This window comes from Pseudomonas sp. NPDC079086, from assembly GCF_044542155.1.
In the GTDB taxonomy this organism is placed as follows: Bacteria; Pseudomonadota; Gammaproteobacteria; order Pseudomonadales; family Pseudomonadaceae; genus Aquipseudomonas.
In genome coordinates this window covers 455,608-471,716 of sequence record NZ_JBITTY010000003.1, presented here as the reverse complement: position 1 = coordinate 471,716, position 16,109 = coordinate 455,608, and the positions used below count along the sequence as shown (strand labels likewise).

15 protein-coding genes are annotated in these 16,109 nt (G+C 59.8%); 9 read left to right on the top strand and 6 right to left on the bottom strand.

Annotation, left to right across the window (positions count from 1 at the left end; genetic code table 11):
• Positions 1-51 precede the first annotated feature (51 nt).
• Complete coding sequence (rpoS, locus tag ACIGEK_RS16925; protein WP_090248349.1) at positions 52-1,062, top strand: RNA polymerase sigma factor RpoS; 1,011 nt, start codon at positions 52-54, stop codon at positions 1,060-1,062.
• 562 nt (positions 1,063-1,624) lie between these two features.
• Here rpoS and fdxA read toward each other — a convergent pair.
• Both fdxA and mutS read right to left on the bottom strand, forming a co-directional pair.
• The gene (gene fdxA, locus ACIGEK_RS16920) at positions 1,625-1,948 is read right to left on the bottom strand and encodes a ferredoxin FdxA (RefSeq protein WP_090248347.1); all 324 of its coding nucleotides are present in this window, start codon (positions 1,946-1,948) and stop codon (positions 1,625-1,627) included.
• Positions 1,949-2,084: 136 nt separating this feature from the next.
• The gene (mutS, locus tag ACIGEK_RS16915) at positions 2,085-4,658 is read right to left on the bottom strand and encodes a DNA mismatch repair protein MutS (protein ID WP_397494444.1); all 2,574 of its coding nucleotides are present in this window, start codon (positions 4,656-4,658) and stop codon (positions 2,085-2,087) included.
• 78 nt (positions 4,659-4,736) lie between these two features.
• On the opposite strand from mutS, the gene ACIGEK_RS16910 reads away from it, so the two are divergent.
• The 3 genes from ACIGEK_RS16910 (at position 4,737) to recX (ending at position 6,859) form a co-directional block, all read left to right on the top strand.
• Positions 4,737-5,249, top strand: coding sequence for a CinA family protein (locus ACIGEK_RS16910; protein ID WP_397494443.1), 513 nt, complete (start codon positions 4,737-4,739; stop codon positions 5,247-5,249).
• A gap of 90 nt (positions 5,250-5,339) precedes the next feature.
• Positions 5,340-6,383 (top strand): recombinase RecA, encoded by a 1,044-nt coding sequence (recA, locus tag ACIGEK_RS16905; RefSeq protein ID WP_397494442.1) that lies wholly within the window; start codon positions 5,340-5,342, stop codon positions 6,381-6,383.
• Positions 6,384-6,394: 11 nt separating this feature from the next.
• Positions 6,395-6,859, top strand: coding sequence for a recombination regulator RecX (gene recX / locus ACIGEK_RS16900; protein WP_397494441.1), 465 nt, complete (start codon positions 6,395-6,397; stop codon positions 6,857-6,859).
• Between the two features lie 196 nt (positions 6,860-7,055).
• On the opposite strand, the gene ACIGEK_RS16895 is transcribed toward recX, so the two are convergent.
• Positions 7,056-8,135, bottom strand: a complete 1,080-nt coding sequence (locus ACIGEK_RS16895; RefSeq protein ID WP_397494440.1) for an LOG family protein — start codon at positions 8,133-8,135, stop codon at positions 7,056-7,058.
• 132 nt (positions 8,136-8,267) lie between these two features.
• Entirely contained in the window at positions 8,268-9,671 is a 1,404-nt protein-coding gene (locus tag ACIGEK_RS16890) for an MBL fold metallo-hydrolase RNA specificity domain-containing protein (protein WP_397494439.1), read from the bottom strand.
• 129 nt (positions 9,672-9,800) lie between these two features.
• On the opposite strand from ACIGEK_RS16890, the gene ACIGEK_RS16885 reads away from it, so the two are divergent.
• Together ACIGEK_RS16885 and ACIGEK_RS16880 are read left to right on the top strand one after the other, a co-directional pair.
• Positions 9,801-12,203, top strand: a complete 2,403-nt coding sequence (locus tag ACIGEK_RS16885; protein WP_397494438.1) for a xylulose 5-phosphate 3-epimerase — start codon at positions 9,801-9,803, stop codon at positions 12,201-12,203.
• Between the two features lie 36 nt (positions 12,204-12,239).
• A complete protein-coding gene (locus tag ACIGEK_RS16880; protein ID WP_397494437.1) occupies positions 12,240-12,437 on the top strand; it encodes a hypothetical protein in 198 nt (65 codons plus the stop codon).
• 3 nt (positions 12,438-12,440) lie between these two features.
• Here ACIGEK_RS16880 and ACIGEK_RS16875 read toward each other — a convergent pair whose 3' ends face one another.
• A complete protein-coding gene (locus tag ACIGEK_RS16875) occupies positions 12,441-12,839 on the bottom strand; it encodes a quorum-sensing-regulated virulence factor family protein (protein WP_269380511.1) in 399 nt (132 codons plus the stop codon).
• Positions 12,840-13,057: 218 nt separating this feature from the next.
• On the opposite strand from ACIGEK_RS16875, the gene ACIGEK_RS16870 reads away from it, so the two are divergent.
• Complete coding sequence (locus ACIGEK_RS16870) at positions 13,058-13,768, top strand: tRNA-uridine aminocarboxypropyltransferase (protein WP_397494436.1); 711 nt, start codon at positions 13,058-13,060, stop codon at positions 13,766-13,768.
• Between the two features lie 157 nt (positions 13,769-13,925).
• Here the strand turns inward: ACIGEK_RS16870 and ACIGEK_RS16865 are convergent, their stop codons facing one another.
• Complete coding sequence (locus tag ACIGEK_RS16865) at positions 13,926-14,828, bottom strand: DMT family transporter (protein ID WP_397494435.1); 903 nt, start codon at positions 14,826-14,828, stop codon at positions 13,926-13,928.
• A gap of 199 nt (positions 14,829-15,027) precedes the next feature.
• Between ACIGEK_RS16865 and erdR the strand changes: the two genes are divergently transcribed.
• Positions 15,028-15,678 (top strand): response regulator transcription factor ErdR, encoded by a 651-nt coding sequence (gene erdR / locus ACIGEK_RS16860; protein ID WP_397494434.1) that lies wholly within the window; start codon positions 15,028-15,030, stop codon positions 15,676-15,678.
• A 53-nt stretch (positions 15,679-15,731) separates the two neighbouring features.
• Entirely contained in the window at positions 15,732-16,103 is a 372-nt protein-coding gene (locus tag ACIGEK_RS16855; protein ID WP_397494433.1) for a diacylglycerol kinase, read from the top strand.
• Positions 16,104-16,109 lie beyond the last annotated feature (6 nt).

Sequence of the window (16,109 nt, the reverse complement as noted above, 5' to 3'; positions counted from 1 at the left end):
GGACTTGGTCGCGCTAGGGCTTGCTGTTGAACTCAGCAAGGAATAACAAAAATGGCTCTCAATAAAAAAGAAGCGCCGGAGTTTGACGTCGATGATGAAGTGCTCCTGATGGAGCCTGCTATCGTCCTTGACGATGATTCAGACGAAGAAGCGCAACCGCCACTTTCCCGCAGCAAAGCAAAAGCTTCCACCGCTAGCAGCAAGCAGCATAAATATATCGATTACACCCGCGCGCTCGACGCCACTCAGCTGTACCTCAACGAAATCGGCTTTTCCCCTCTACTGACCCCTGAAGAAGAAGTGTTCTTTGCGCGCCTGGCGCAGAAGGGCGACCCTGCCGGCCGCAAGCGCATGATTGAAAGTAACTTGCGCCTGGTGGTGAAGATCGCTCGCCGTTACGTCAATCGTGGTTTGTCTCTGCTGGATCTGATTGAAGAGGGCAACCTCGGTTTGATCCGTGCGGTAGAGAAATTCGATCCCGAGCGCGGTTTCCGTTTTTCGACCTATGCCACCTGGTGGATCCGCCAGACCATCGAACGGGCGATCATGAATCAGACCCGTACAATTCGCTTACCGATTCATGTGGTTAAAGAGCTCAACGTCTACCTGCGTGCAGCTCGCGAATTGACCCAGAAGCTCGACCATGAGCCTTCTGCAGAAGAAATTGCCAACCTGCTGGAAAAACCGGTGGGCGAAGTCAAACGCATGCTCGGCCTGAATGAGCGTGTTTCCTCGGTTGACGTCTCACTGGGTCAGGACTCGGACAAAACCCTGCTTGATACCCTGACCGATGATCGTCCGACGGACCCCTGCGAGTTGCTGCAGGATGATGACCTGTCGCAGAGCATCGATCAGTGGTTATCTGAGCTGACCGACAAGCAGCGTGAGGTGGTGATTCGCCGCTTCGGTCTGCGCGGCCATGAAAGCTGCACCCTGGAAGAGGTTGGCCAGGAAATCGGCCTGACCCGTGAGCGCGTTCGACAGATTCAGGTCGAAGCCCTTAAGCGTCTGCGGGAAATTCTGGAAAAGAATGGTTTGTCGAGCGACTCACTGTTTCAGTGAGCTTGATGCATTAACACTCAACCCGGCCTTGGCCGGGTTTTTTGTACCTGAGTTTCATGGCAGCCACTCTCTAGTAAGCATTTTGTTCATCAGAACTTACGCCTGGCGGTTTTTGTGAGTGCTCATGTAAGTGATTGCTTACAGGGTGCGTAAGCCATTGGTGGAAAAGGCAACCGGAGAAGTGCTCTTAACTATTTCAACTTATTGTTTTTAAAGGTAATTTTATTTTTTCGGATATGGCTAAACACCACGTGGGTGGAGTTCTCAGCGCTTGTTAGGAGGGAGGAAATCGCTAGTATTACACCTGTGCTCAGGGACAAGCACAGGTTGTCAGGAAGACAGTCAGGACATCGCAAGACGCGATTCATCAGGATGATGAGCTGGGAAATACAGGGACTAGGGACAAAAGAGTGGGCGACGCGAGTCGCCCCTTTTTTTGTCCGCGTTTTATGTACCTGTTATTGATCGGGCGCTCTGTAGGTCTTGTTCCAGAGAGTTATGGCTCGCAGAAAAGGAAAAACCCGCGCAAGGCGGGTTTTTGTGCAGTCTGTGAAGCTAGGTACTAGCGCTCCAGATACTGCAGCTTGTCCTTCACGCCATCCCACTCTTCTGCGTCAGGCAGGGACTCTTTCTTCTCGGTGATATTTGGCCAGACTTCGGCCAGATCAGCGTTAAGTTCGATGTATTCCTGCTGATCTTCCGGCACCTCATCTTCGGAGAAGATGGCTTGTGCAGGGCACTCAGGCTCGCAGAGTGCGCAATCGATGCACTCGTCCGGGTGGATCACCAGGAAGTTCGGGCCTTCGTAGAAGCAGTCCACCGGGCAAACTTCTACGCAGTCGGTGTATTTGCATTTGACGCAGTTGTCGGTAACGACGAAGGTCATGTCTGATTCTCTCCTCGGGCGCCAGCCTGCCCCATTCTATGTGGGTTTCAGCAGGCTAGGTAATGGCCACGGCTCAGGCTTTAAGTCGGGCAGTCATAAAAATGCGCGCGATTCTAACAGTTTGCGCGCAATAACGTTAGAAGCGTGTCTTCCATGTATATAACAGTTCCAGCGCTTTACGCGGAGTCAGATCATCCGGGTTGATCTTGCGTAATTCCTCCTGCAGTGGGTGCGGCAGGCTGGCGAACATGTCGCTCTGCATCGGTGCTGCGGTCTGACCAAGCTGCGTCGGTGGCAGTTCGTGGGGCAGACTGGTGGTTTCCAGCCGTGCCAGGTGCTCGCGGGCGCGCAGGATCACCTCGTTCGGCACACCCGCCAGTTGTGCCACAGCCAGGCCGTAGCTCTGGCTGGCAGGGCCAGGCAGCACGTGGTGGAGGAACACGATGCGCTCATTATGCTCGGTGGCGTTGAGGTGCACGTTGGCTACGATTGGCTGGCTTTCCGGTAGCACGGTCAGCTCGAAATAGTGGGTAGCGAACAGGGTGTAGGCGCGCAGCTTGGCCAGTTGCTCGGCAGCCGCCCAGGCCAGTGACAGGCCGTCAAAGGTGCTGGTACCGCGGCCTACTTCATCCATCAGCACCAGGCTGCGTTCTGTTGCGTTATGCAGAATATTGGCGGTCTCGCTCATCTCCACCATAAAGGTCGAGCGGCCACCAGCCAGGTCGTCGCTGGAGCCGATACGGGTGAAGATGCGATCAACCAGAGACAACTCACAGCTTTTTGCAGGCACGAAACTGCCGATATGCGCGAGCAGCACAATCAGTGCGGTCTGGCGCATGTAAGTGGACTTACCACCCATGTTCGGCCCGGTGATGATCAGCATGCGCGTGTCATCGTCCAGGCTCAGGTCGTTGGCCACAAACGGTGTGGTCAGTACCTGCTCGACCACCGGGTGACGCCCCTGGTCGATGCGCATGCAAGGCTCGTCAACAAAGCGTGGGCGATTCAGATCCAGATTCAGCGCGCGCTCAGCCAGATTGCTCAGTACATCCAGCTCGGACAGGGCCGCAGCGCTGTCCTGCAGTGGGCCGAGGTGGCCGATCAGGCGCTCCAGTAGCTCTTCATAAAGCATCTTCTCCCGGGCCAGAGCGCGGCTCTTGGCCGATAGCGCTTTGTCTTCGAACTCTTTCAGCTCGGGAGTGATAAAGCGCTCAGCGCCTTTCAGGGTCTGCCGGCGGATGTAGTCGGCCGGGGCCGATTCGGCCTGCTTGCTTGGCAGCTCGATAAAGTAGCCGTGCACGCGGTTGTAGCCGACCTTGAGGTTGGCCAGGCCGGTGCGGGCCTTCTCGCGGGTCTCCAGGTCCATCAGGTACTGGCCGGCGTTTTCGCTGAGCGATTGCAGCTCGTCCAGCTCGGCGTCGTAGCCGGTTTTCAGCACGCCGCCATCGCGGATCACCGCCGGCGGGTTGTCGATAATCGCCAAAGCCAGTAGTTCGGCTAGCTCCGGGTAGGTGCTGACTACGCCCGCAAGATCAGCTAGGTGGGGCGCTTCCAGATTGGTCATGACCATCTGCAGCGTGGGCAATGCGGCCAGGGCGTCGCGCAGGCGCGCCAGGTCCCGCGGGCGAGCATTACGCAGACCGATGCGGGCGAGGATACGTTCCAGGTCGCCGATTTCCTTGAGCTGCGGCTGCAAGGTTTCGAACCGGTAGCGTTCCAGCAGGCAGGCAATCGATTCCTGGCGCGCTTCCAGAATGGCCTGGTCACGCAATGGGCGGTTCAGCCAGCGGCTGAGCAAACGGCTACCCATAGCGGTCTGACAACGGTCAACCACTGACTGCAGGGTGTTCTCGCGGCCGCCGGCGAGGTTGATATCCAACTCCAGATTGCGGCGGCTGGCGCCGTCGAGAATTACCGTGTCGTCCAGGCGTTCGTGACGCAGGCTGCGCAGGTGCGGCAGGGCTGTGCGTTGGGTTTCTTTGGCGTAAGCGAGCAAACAGCCAGCCGCGCCGATGGCCAAAGTCAGGTTCTCGCAGCCGAAGCCTTTCAGATCCTGGGTAGCGAATTGCTGACACAGACTTTTGTGTGCAGTGTCGCGTTCGAAGTCCCAAGGCGCGCGACGTTTTGCACCACGACGCTTCTCGGCTGGCAGGCCTTGTGGCCAGTCATCAGGAATCAGCAGTTCAACTGGATTCAATCGTTCCAGTTCGGCCAGCAAGTTCTCCCAGCCCTTGATCTCCAGCACGCTGAAGCGGCCGCTGGTGATATCCAGCACGGCCAGGCCGAACAGGCGCTCGTCACCCAGCACCGCCGCCAGTAGGTTGTCACGGCGTTCATCGAGCAGCGCCTCGTCGCTGACGGTGCCCGGGGTGATGATGCGCACCACCTGGCGTTCCACCGGGCCTTTGCTGGTGGCTGGGTCGCCGACCTGCTCGCAGATCACCACCGACTCGCCGAGCTTGACCAGCTTGGCCAGGTAACCCTCCAGCGAGTGGTAGGGAATCCCGCACATAGGAATCGCCTGACCGGCGGACTGGCCGCGTGCGGTCAGGGTGATATCCAGCAGTTTGGCGGCCTTTTTCGCGTCCTCGTAGAAAATCTCGTAGAAGTCGCCCATGCGGTAAAACATCAGCTGTTCCGGGTGCTGATTTTTCAGCTTCCAGTACTGCTGCATCATCGGCGTGTGAGAACTGAGGTCGCTTTGGCTCATCGTTTTAACTGTCCGGCTGAATCGCAAAAGCGCCTAGTGTACGGTATCGGCCTGGCTGGCTTTAACCCCGGAGTGCAGATGACTGCTAATGAATATTCCCTGACCCAATTGGCTGCCGAACTGGGCGCGCAACTGATTGCCGCCAAGGCCCAGGTGACGACCGCCGAATCCTGCACCGGTGGCGGCATTGCCGAGGCGATTACCCGGGTTCCTGGCAGCTCGGCCTGGTTTGAAGCCGGTTATGTCACTTACTCCAACAGGCAAAAGACTAAGCAGCTGAGCGTGCCTGAGGCGCTGTTCGCCACTGTTGGCGCGGTTAGTCAGGAAGTGGTCGAGGCCATGGTGCGGGGGGCGCAGGCCAATAGTTGCGCGCGTTTTGCGGTGGCAGTCAGCGGTGTTGCCGGGCCGGATGGTGGTTCGCAGGAGAAGCCGGTAGGTACGGTTTGGTTGGCTTGGGGTGATGGTGCGCAGCTATTTAGTGTGCGCCGGCAGTTTGCCGGGGATCGCAGCGAAGTTCGCCGACAAACGGTCGAGGCCGCACTGGCTGGGCTGTTGCGCCTGCTTGCGCAAGAAAATCCAAACGCGGGGTAGGCGGGCGACTTGCCCTGTGGAATAATACTGTCTACTTATACAGTTGTTGGTGGCCGCTAGCTGGCCCTTCTTGATTACGTGAGGACTTAAATGGACGAGAATAAGAAGCGCGCCTTGGCGGCAGCCCTGGGCCAGATTGAAAAGCAATTCGGCAAGGGCGCGGTGATGCGCATGGGCGATCATGATCGTCAGGCGATCCCGGCCATCTCCACCGGCTCGCTGGGGCTGGACATCGCGCTGGGCATTGGCGGTCTGCCAAAAGGCCGTATCGTTGAAATCTACGGCCCTGAGTCTTCCGGTAAAACCACCCTGACCCTGTCGGTGATCGCTGAAGCACAAAAGCTCGGCGCCACCTGCGCTTTCGTCGATGCTGAGCATGCGCTCGATCCAGAGTACGCCGGCAAGCTCGGTGTAAACGTTGACGACCTGCTGGTGTCGCAGCCGGATACCGGCGAGCAGGCCCTGGAAATCACCGACATGCTGGTGCGCTCCAACGCCATCGACGTGATCGTGATCGACTCCGTAGCGGCCCTGGTGCCGAAGGCGGAAATCGAAGGTGAAATGGGCGATATGCACGTAGGTCTGCAGGCCCGCCTGATGAGCCAGGCGCTGCGTAAGATCACCGGCAACATCAAAAATGCCAACTGCCTGGTGATTTTCATCAACCAGATCCGTATGAAGATCGGCGTGATGTTCGGCAGCCCGGAAACCACTACCGGTGGCAACGCACTGAAATTCTATGCTTCGGTTCGCTTGGACATCCGCCGTACCGGCGCGGTGAAGGAAGGCGATGAAGTGGTCGGCAGCGAAACCCGCGTTAAGGTAGTGAAAAACAAGGTGGCGCCGCCGTTCCGTCAGGCTGAATTCCAGATTCTTTACGGCAAGGGCATCTACCGTAACGGCGAAATCATTGACCTTGGCGTACAGCTCGGTCTACTGGAGAAATCCGGTGCCTGGTACAGCTATCAGGGCAGCAAGATCGGTCAGGGCAAAGCCAACTCTGCTAAGTACCTGGAAGACAACCCGGAAGTGGCACGCACCGTTGAAGGGTTGATCCGCGAGAAGTTGCTGGTGGTCAGCCCGGCGGTCAAGGCCAACTCCACGGCCGATGATCTGGCTGACGCCGACGCCTGATTTGTCTGCTTATGTCCGTTGCTCTGGATAATCCCGTCGCAGTGCGGCGGGCGGCCATGGATCTGCTGGCGCGGCGCGAACATGGCCGGGTCGAGTTGACCCGTAAGTTGCGCAGTCGTGGGGCGGCGGATGAGTTGATCGAAGCCGCTCTCGATCGTTTGGCAGACGAAGGCTTGCTGTCTGAGGCGCGTTATCTGGAAGCCTTTGTTAGCTACCGCGCGCGTTCCGGCTATGGGCCGTTGCGTATTCGTGAAGAGCTGATCCAGCGTGGCCTGGCTCGCGGCGATGTCGAACAGGCTTTGCGCGACAGCGGTATCGACTGGCGTGAACATCTGCAGGATACCTGGCAACGCAAGTTTGCCGGTGAGCTACCCCGTGATACCCGTGAGCGTGCTCAGCAGGGGCGCTTTCTCAGTTATCGGGGTTATCCGCCTGAGCTGATTGGGCGGTTGCTACGCGGTGCATTGGACGATTAGGTCGCAGCTGATTGTTGCTCGGTTCGTCTCTATCAGTCCTCCGTTTTCCCCATTCGCTACTTCCACAAGTCGATGCTGCTGCAGTACTGGAGGCAAATGCTTTCTGGACTGAAGTCCGTGTGGCTGATCTTTCCTGTTAGCCGGCTGAGCCGCGATTACCGATAGCCTGCACGCAGGCTATCGGCCGGGCGATAGATCAGGCGTTTTCCGCCCAGTTGTGTGGCTGATTGATCAGGTCGAGCAATTCGCGCAAACGGCCGTGGTTGCGGCCGTTAAAGGCGAAGGCCAGGCGCATCATATGGCATAGCTCTGGCTCGTCCTGCTCGGAGTCGCAGCGTACTTGCTGCTGGAAGTCGCCGTGAGTGCACAGGTCGCGGAACTCATCGTTCAACTGCCGCATGGCCACCTCGTTCAGCGCATGGTTGAGACGAACCACGTAGCTCTCCTTGAGCCAGCGGCTGGAGTGGTAGTTGCGGTAAAACTGGGCGATTTCCTCAGCTGCCTCTTCGGCGCTGTGCACCAGGCGCATCAGGCGCATATCGCTGGGCAAGATATAGCCGTTGTCCTGCAGCTGCTCCTGCAGAAATGTCAGGGCGCTGGTCCAGAAGGTGCCGCCAGGCTGGTCGAGTAGCACCACCGGTACCAGTGGGCTTTTCCCGGTCTGGATCAGGGTCAGCACTTCCAGCGCTTCGTCTAGGGTGCCGAAACCACCCGGGCAGAGCACGAGGCCGTCGGCTTCCTTGACGAAGAATAGTTTGCGCAAAAAGAAGAAGTGGAATGAGAGCAGGTTGTTGCTGCCTTGCACGGTGGCATTGGCGCCTTGCTCAAAGGGCAGGGTGATGTTGAAACCCAGGCTGTTTTCCAGGCCGGCACCTTCGTGGGCGGCCGCCATGATGCCGCCACCGGCTCCGGTAATGACCATCAGATTGTGTTTGGCTAGGGTCGCGCCCAGGTCACGGGCCAGACTGTAAACCGGGTGGTTAGCCGGGGTTCGCGCCGAGCCGAATACGGTCACTTTTCGCCGTCGTTTGAACTGTTCCAGCGTGCTGAAGGCATGTTCCATTTCGCGCATAGTCTGCAGCATGATCTTGGCGTCCCAGCGGTTGCGGTCGGCCTGCGCCATGCGCACAACCGTGCCGAGCATGGCCTGGTAGAGCTTGGTGTTGGGGCTGTCGGGCGGTGCGGCGAGGATGCCCAGTTCTTCCACTCGGGTGGTCAGGTCGACGCCACTGGTCTGAAAATGCCGGGACAGAAAATCGTCCGATTCATAGGGCATACAACTTCTCCTTCTGGTTGCCGGCCGAGCAGCTTAGTGCCGTGTCGGCCTTGTCCTGAGTATGGCTGTTGGCTGCCGGTTTGTGTGACGCATGCCCATGCGTGACAACCGACAGCCCATGCCAGGACTGCATCAGAGGGCGATTTGCTCGCCTGGTTCAGGGATGTTGGCGATCCAGTTCAGACGCTCGCGCAAGGCCAGTTGCAGGGCCTGCATCTTCTCCAGCTCGCCATGCACCAGGTACAGCTCGGGGTGGTGCTCGAAGTGGCTGACCCAGTCGAGCAGCTGCGATTGCCCGGCGTGCGCGGAGAAGCCGCCGAGGGTGTGTACCTTGGCTTTTACCGCGATGCGCTGGTGGAGGATTTTCACATTCTCGGCGCCGTCGACGATATTGCGCCCCAGGGTGCCCTTGGCCTGGAATCCGGGAAAGATCAGGTGGCAATTCTCGCGCCAGAGGTTGTGTTTGAAGTGGTGAACGATGCGCCCGCCGGTACACATACCGCTACCGGCGATGATGATTGCGCCGCTCTGTATCCGGTTTATCGCCATAGACTCTTCCGGGCTCGGCGTGCAGCGTAGGATCGGTAGCCAGTCTTCGATACGCTTGACCTTTTTGGCCGCCAACGCCGCGCGATCTTCGGCGGCAAACTGGTCCTGGAAACGCGAATAGATGGCATTGGCGCGTATCGCCATAGGGCTGTCGAGAAACACCGCCTGTTGCGGCAGGCGGCCTTCCTGATAGAAGCGTCCCAGGTAGTAGATCAGGTCCTGGGTGCGGCCCACGGCAAATGAGGGGATCAGCACGTTGCCGCCGTCGCGATGGGCCTGCTGCAGAATCTCCACCAGTTCGTCCAGGGTGTCCTCACTGCAGCGGTGATCGCGGTCGCCATAGGTGGACTCGAGTAGCACCACATCGGCTCGCTTGAGGATGGCCGGATCATGCATGAGCGGCGAGCAGGTATTGCCCAGGTCGCCGGAGAACACCAGGCGGCGGGTCAGGTGATGGTCCTGCACTTCGATTTCGACAATCGCCGAGCCGAGGATATGTCCGGCATCGTGAAAGGTGACCTGCACGCCCTTGGCCACTTCGCGACTTTCGCCATAAATCATCGGCCGGCGTTGGCTCAGCGCCTGTTCAGCGTCGGCGGTGGTATATAGCGGGATGATTGGCGTCTTGCCCGTCCGCGCGCGCCATTTGTTTTCCCACTCGGCGTCTTTCTCCTGGAGAAACGCGGCGTCGAGCAGCATCAACTCCATCAGTTCACAGGTTGCATCGGTGGCAAATATTGGCCCGCGATAGCCGGAGGCCGTGAGTTTCGGTAGCAGGCCCGTGTGGTCGATGTGCGCGTGGGAAATCACCACGGCATCCAGGCTGCGTGGGTCAAAGGCAAACGGTGCGCGGTTGCCGTCTTCCTCTTCGCGACGGCCCTGGCGCATACCGCAGTCGAGTAACACCCGTGCGCCGTCACGGCTTTCGATCAAGTAACAGGAACCGGTGACTTGTTGAATTGCGCCGAGGAAGTTGAGCAGGGCCATGGCTAATCCTTGAACACGTTGAATGGGTGGCGCTTAAGGCTGTCCCATCAGGTAACCGGGGGTTTTGATACAGGTCAGCATCTGCCTGTATCTCGCGCTCTAAGCTGACTAAAACTATCGGAGCCGCATATGACCCAGTTATTTCCCAGCGCCAGCGAGTTGGCCGAGCATGCCCGCCATGAGCCAACCTTTGCCGCCTGGCAGCGTGGTTATGGTCCTTTGCAGCATAGTCCGCAGACCTGTGCAGCGGTCTACCGTATGGCCCATCAACTGGTGCAGGCGGGTGTGCAGGCGGATCTGCCGAGTGTCTACCGTCACTTTTATGCGCTGGATCGGCTGACAGCTGCCGGGCTGTGGCTGGTGGTACATATGACCTATGCCCAGCGCGTGCGCCTCGATGGTGTGGCGTTGGCTGCAGAGGACTTCAAGGCGTCGCCCGAAGGGCATACCGGCGGCGCGCTGAATATGGTGCCGGCCTACGCCGGTTATCTGGCGTTGAATAACCTGACCGGCGAAACCCGTGGCTGGCTGATGGGCCAGGGCCACTGCGTGGCGGCCATCGAGGCGCTCAATATGCTGACAGCCAATCAGCATCCGGAGCAGGCCGAGCGTTACCCCTGTGACGAGGCGGGGATGAGCCAGCTGGTGGCGGACTTCTATAGCTATGTGCAGAACGCCGCCGGCCAGGTCAGCGCGCCGCTGGGCAGCCACGTCAACCCGCACACCGCGGGTGGGATTGCCGAGGGCGGATACCTGGGCTTTGCCGAGCTGCAATATGCCCATCTACCGTTACCCGGCGAGAAGCTGGTGGCGTTTCTCTCCGATGGCGCGGCCGAGGAGCAGCGCGGCAGTGACTGGATGCCGCGCTGGTGGCGTGCCGAGGACTGTGGCGTGGCGTTGCCATTGATGATCGCCAACGGCCGGCGCATCGAGCAGCGTACCGAACTGGCGACGCCCGCCGGGCTGGAGAATTTTCGCGAGCACCTGCGTCATTGCGGTTTTGATCCGGTGAGTTTTGATGGCCGCGACCCGGCGGCCTTTGTCTGCGCATTGTGGGATATGGAGCAGCGCCTGGGCCGGCGTGTGCAGGAACTGCACGATGGCGTGTTGAACTATCCGCTACCGATGCCCTACGGCATTGCTGAAACGCTCAAGGGTTTCGGCTTCTATGGCGCTGGCAGCAATGCGGCGCATAACCTGCCATTGCCGGCCAATCCGCATACCGATAGCGGCGCCCGTGAGCTGTTCAATCATTATGCGGCGCAGCTTTGGGTCGCCCCGGATGAGTTGCGCGCAGCCTGCACGCTGTTTGCGGATCGAGGTTCCCGCGCGCTGGAACGCGATAACCCGCAGGCGCTGCGTCACCCAGCGCTGCCGCAATTGCCCGCATTGCAGTATCAGGAAAGCGCCTGTTCGCCGATGCTGGCCCTGGATCGCTTTTTTGTCGATCTGGTGCAGGCTAATCCGCAGTTGCGTCCGCGTGTCGGTAACCCCGATGAGCTGGCCAGCAATCGCTTGGGCGGTGTGCTCAAGGCACTCAAGCATCGGGTGACCGCGCCGGAGAGCGAGCTGGAAGCGCTGGATGGCGCCATTATCACTGCGCTCAACGAGGAGGCCGTGGTCTCCGCCTGCCTGGCCAACCAGGGTGGCCTGAATTTGGTGGCGAGCTACGAGGCCTTCTGCGTGAAGATGCTCGGCGCAGTGCGCCAGCGGGTCATCTTTGCCCGTCAGCAGAAAGAGTCCGGGCGCCCGGCAGGCTGGCTCGGCTGGCCGCTGGTGGCTACATCGCACACCTGGGAAAACGGCAAGAATCAGCAATCGCACCAGGACACCACCTTCTGTGAGGCATTGCTCGGTGAGATGAGCGACATGGTGCGGGTGGTGTTTCCAGCCGATCACAACTCGGTATTGGCGCTGCTGCCAGGCATCTACCAGGCGCGCGGTCAGATCGCCTGCATGGTAATTGCCAAGCGTGAGCGGCCTTGCGTATTCACCCGCGAACAGGCCGAGCAGCTGGCGCAGGATGGCGCCGTTGTGCTGGCCGAACATGTGGGTGAGCAGCCTTTGCTGCTGATCGCCACCGGCAGTTATCAGTTGGCAGAAATGCAGCGCGCGGCCGTTCGTCTGAGCGCGGCCGGATGTGCCTGGCGTCTGGTTTACTTGCAAGAGCCGGGGCGTTTTCGTGCGGCCCGCGATACCTGGGAACAGGCGGTGATTGTCGATGCCGAGCGGGTTGAACGGTTATTCCCGGCTGCCAGCGTACGGCGCGTGCTGCTGACCCATACGCGTCCGGAAGTCGCCCGTGGGCATCTGTGGCCGCTGCTGGGTGACGCTCGTCACAGCCGGGTGCTGGGCTACCGTAATCGAGGTGGCACCCTGGATGAAGCCGGCATGTTGTTCGCCAATCAGGCGAGCTGGGCGCATGTGCTGGAGGCCGCTGCCGCGTTGCTGGAAAAGCCGCTTGGCGATTTGCTCAGTGCCGAGGAGCAAGCAGCTGTGCAAGGGCGGGGAGAACCACACTGTCTGCGTTAGCGCAGGCCAGTGGGTGCGGGAAAAGGAGGGGCAGGTATGCCTAAGTTGACCTTGGATCTTGATGTGGATTTGTACCGCCTGCTGCAGCAGGCCGCGCGCAATAACCAGATAAGCCTGGAAGAAGAGTGTTTGCAGCGGCTTGACGGTGCGGCGCGGCGTTCGCGTTATATGCACGCCTTGTTGGCGGATCTGCGCGCCGATGATGAGCAGCGCGCGCAGCAGGGTGGTCGTTGAGGCTTATAGGCCGCAATCCGCTTTGCTGAACCGCTCGGTGGTCACCGGGCGGTTGCTCTTGTATTCGCTGAATTCATAACGCAGCGCGGCGCCGCGTGCGAGCAACTGGCGATAACCGGCATTGCGGCACACGCTGTTGGCCAGTTGTGCGCGGACCACGTCCGGGTTGCCGCGCATCTGCGCTGCATGCTCGCTGCGTACGCTTAGGTGGTTGACCAGCTCACTGCCGTCAACGGTGTAGCCCTGATCGAGAATGTCTTCGTTGATCGCCCGTGGTGTGCCCACGCTGCTTTCGCGCGCGACTTTCTCCAAGGTCTTGCTCAGTTCAAAGTCTTTCAGGGTCGCAGCATGGGCAAACAGGGGCAGGCTCAAGGCCAGGGTCAGGCTGGTCAAACGCAGCATGGGGTTCTCCAAAGTCGATTTGGACCTTCTGACCGGCAACGCCGAGCAGAGGTTCAGTGCTGGCTATCTTACTCGCCTGCCGGCACATACGCAGTTCTCACGGCAGGTGGCGCAAGACGCACGGTTGAATAAGCCGCTGCGGGCTTTGATAGACTGCCGCGCCTGTTGACCCCTGGATGCCCCATGCTGCTTCGTCTTATCTGTCAGGTGCCCGCCTGATGAGCCACGCTGTCGCGCGTTTGCGGGCTGCGCGGATTGCCCGCAGTGCCAAACCTTTTCTTGCCCGTGGCAGTCGCTCGGTGCGTTGTGATGATTGCCGTCTGGTCATAACTCACTGCCTGTGTGCCTGGCGCCCGCGTATTGCCGCAACGTCTGCGGTGTGCCTGCTGATGCACGATGTCGAGGCGCTCAAGCCGAGCAACACCGGCTGGTTGATTGCCGATGTGCTGGCCGATACCTCAGCATTTGGTTGGTCACGGGTTGCTGTGGATGCCGAGTTGCCAGCGCTGCTGCGCGATCCGCAGTGGCAGCCTTATCTGGTGTTTCCAGGCGAATATGTTGCCGCCGAGCGTGTGGTCAGTGAGGTACAGCCAGCAGCGGGTAAACGGCCGTTGTTTGTGCTGCTGGATGCCACCTGGAACGAAGCGCGCAAGATGTTTCGCAAAAGCCCCTACCTCGACAGCCTGCCGGTGCTCAGCCTGCAAGCCGAGCAGCTGTCACGCTACAAGCTGCGTCGCTCGAAACGCGACGATCATTTCTGCACCGCCGAAGTCGCTGCTCTTTGTCTGGAGCTGGCCGGCGACCAGCGCGCGGCCGATGGCTTGAATGCCTATCTGGATGTTTTCAGTCAGCACTACCTGGCTGCCAAGGCGCCGCGCGCGGTGCCGCTGGATGATCCGCTGCATGACCGTCTGCGCGAGTTTCTTTAGCCGGTCGTTGAAAAACCACCTGCGTTACCGATACGGCGCTGAAAGCAGGCCGGGACGCGGCGGCTCGGATGCTCATTTACATTCGCGTCCTTGGCTGTTTGACCAGCCTTCGGCTGTTACTTCGTAGCGCCTTGTCTCGGCGGAATCGCCTAGGGTTTTAAACGACCTGCTTTTCGGCCAGTTTCTTTGGCCACAACTGCGCCAACAGCATGCCGGCAAACATCAGCGCACAGCCGAAGTAGCCGCGCAGCTCCAGTGATTCACCGAGCAGCCAGGCTCCGGCGATGGCGGCAAATACCGCCTCAAGCGAGAGGATGATAGCGGCGTGGGAGGCGATGGCGTCTTTCTGCGCCACCACCTGCAAGGTAAAGCCGATAGCTACACCGAAGATGCCGCCGTAAAGAATCGCCGGTCCGGCGGCGATGATCGATTGCAGCTGGATTTCCTCGAAGATCACCGCCAGCACCAGGCTGATCACCGCGCAGGTGATGAATTGCACCAGGGCCAGACGCAGCGGATCATGGCGGCCGGCAAAGAAACCCACCAGCAGCACATGCACACCCCAGACGAAAGCCCCAGCCAGTTGCAGCCAATCGCCGGAGGCCACGGTAAAGCCCTCGCCCACGCTGAGCAGGAACATGCCGACCACCGCCAGGCTGGCACCCAGCCAGATGCCCAGGCCGGTCTTGTGGCCGATAAACAGGCCTAGCAACGGCACGATGATCACATACAGCCCGGTGATAAAACCGGAATTGGTTACGCTGGTAAATAACAGGCCAACCTGCTGCAGGTTGATCCCCAGAGCCAGTGCAAGGCCCATCAGCACACCGCCACGCAGCAACTGGCGGTTCAGTGGTGCGACTGTCGCGCTGCTGCTGCTGCGACCTTCCAGCAAGCGCAGCACTGGCAGCAGAATCAGCGCCGCCAGGCCAAAGCGTAGGCCGGTGTAGAGAAACGGGCCGATGGAGTCCATGCCCAGGCGCTGGGCGACAAACGCCGAGCCCCAGATCATTGCAGTCAGCAGCATTAACAGGTCGGCGCGCAGGGCGTGGCTTCGCATTTCAGGCTCTCGTCGGCAAAGCTGCGAACTGTGCCGCAAAGCGTCGTGCTTGACCACCCCGTCAGTGCTGGGCATGCTTGGTCGCTTTTCTGCGTTTTCAGGCTTGGTTGCGCGGCAACCCCGCGGCCTGCGCGCACTGTTCACCGTGCCCTGGACAGTACCCCTGGCGGGTATCCACATAACAAAAACAGGATTCACCATGGCCGTTTTTGAAATCCTTATTGCTGATGATCACCCCCTGTTTCGCAGTGCCTTGCAACAGGCGTTGACCCTGGGATTAGGGCCGGATGTACGGCTGGTCGAAGCGGCCAGCATTGCCGAGCTGGAAACCTGCCTGGCGCAGAAGACTGATTGGGATCTGGTTCTGCTCGACCTCAATATGCCCGGCGCCTATGGCTTCTCTGGTCTGGTGCTGCTGCGTGGGCAGTACCCGCATATTCCGGTAGTGATGATCTCCGCTCAGGAAGAGCCGTCCATCGTCGCGCGTTCGCGGGAGTTCGGTGCCAGTGGCTTTATCCCTAAATCCAGCCCGCTGGAAACCATCCAGCAGGCGGTACGCCTGGTGCTTGATGGCGAGGTCTGGTGGCCGCAGCAGACTCAGGAGGCGATTGCCCTGTCGGCTGAAGCCAAGGCTGCCAGCGCTGGCCTGGCCAGCTTGACGCCGCAGCAGTTTCGCGTGCTGACCATGGTCTGCGACGGTTTGCTGAATAAGCAGATTGCTTATGAGCTGAGCGTGTCGGAGGCAACTGTAAAGGCCCATGTCACGGCGATTTTCCGCAAACTCGGAGTGCGTACTCGCACGCAGGCGGCGCTGCTGTTGCAGCAACTGGAATCGATTCCGTCTAACTGAAGTGCTTTTATCCCGGGCTTGGCGTAGCCTGCCGGGCTTTCTCGCATGTGGTTGTGATGATGTCGCCATTCAAAGGCCAGACCGGTTTTAAACGTATTCTCAATGCCACCGGTTATTCGTTGGCCGGCCTGCGCGCCGCCTTTACCGGTGAAGCCGCCTTTCGCCAATTACTGCTGATCAACCTGGTGCTGGTGCCTTTGGCCTTCTACCTGGATGTCAGCCGCGTCGAGCGCGCCTTGATGGTCGCGGTGTGTCTGTTGGCGCTGATCGTCGAGTTGCTCAACTCGGCAGTGGAGGCAGCCATCGACCGCATCTCGCTGGAGCTGCACCCGCTGTCGAAGAATGCCAAGGATATGGGCAGCGCAGCCCAGTTCACCGCCCTTAGTCTGATTGCTCTGGTGTGGGCAATTATCCTGCTCGGTTGACTCTGC

Bases quoted from the DNA above. Each gene is read 5' to 3' on its own strand.
- ACIGEK_RS16885 (WP_397494438.1), top strand. From the start codon at position 9,801: ATGACCCAGTTATTTCCCAGCGCCAGCGAGTTGGCCGAGCATGCCCGC.
- ACIGEK_RS16875 (WP_269380511.1), bottom strand. From the start codon at position 12,839: ATGCTGCGTTTGACCAGCCTGACCCTGGCCTTGAGCCTGCCCCTGTTT.
- recA (WP_397494442.1), top strand. From the start codon at position 5,340: ATGGACGAGAATAAGAAGCGCGCCTTGGCGGCAGCCCTGGGCCAGATT.
- ACIGEK_RS16865 (WP_397494435.1), bottom strand. From the start codon at position 14,828: ATGCGAAGCCACGCCCTGCGCGCCGACCTGTTAATGCTGCTGACTGCA.
- ACIGEK_RS16890 (WP_397494439.1), bottom strand. From the start codon at position 9,671: ATGGCCCTGCTCAACTTCCTCGGCGCAATTCAACAAGTCACCGGTTCC.
- recX (WP_397494441.1), top strand. From the start codon at position 6,395: ATGTCCGTTGCTCTGGATAATCCCGTCGCAGTGCGGCGGGCGGCCATG.
- erdR (WP_397494434.1), top strand. From the start codon at position 15,028: ATGGCCGTTTTTGAAATCCTTATTGCTGATGATCACCCCCTGTTTCGC.
- ACIGEK_RS16895 (WP_397494440.1), bottom strand. From the start codon at position 8,135: ATGCCCTATGAATCGGACGATTTTCTGTCCCGGCATTTTCAGACCAGT.
- fdxA (WP_090248347.1), bottom strand. From the start codon at position 1,948: ATGACCTTCGTCGTTACCGACAACTGCGTCAAATGCAAATACACCGAC.
- mutS (WP_397494444.1), bottom strand. From the start codon at position 4,658: ATGAGCCAAAGCGACCTCAGTTCTCACACGCCGATGATGCAGCAGTAC.
- ACIGEK_RS16910 (WP_397494443.1), top strand. From the start codon at position 4,737: ATGACTGCTAATGAATATTCCCTGACCCAATTGGCTGCCGAACTGGGC.
- rpoS (WP_090248349.1), top strand. From the start codon at position 52: ATGGCTCTCAATAAAAAAGAAGCGCCGGAGTTTGACGTCGATGATGAA.
- ACIGEK_RS16880 (WP_397494437.1), top strand. From the start codon at position 12,240: ATGCCTAAGTTGACCTTGGATCTTGATGTGGATTTGTACCGCCTGCTG.
- ACIGEK_RS16870 (WP_397494436.1), top strand. From the start codon at position 13,058: ATGAGCCACGCTGTCGCGCGTTTGCGGGCTGCGCGGATTGCCCGCAGT.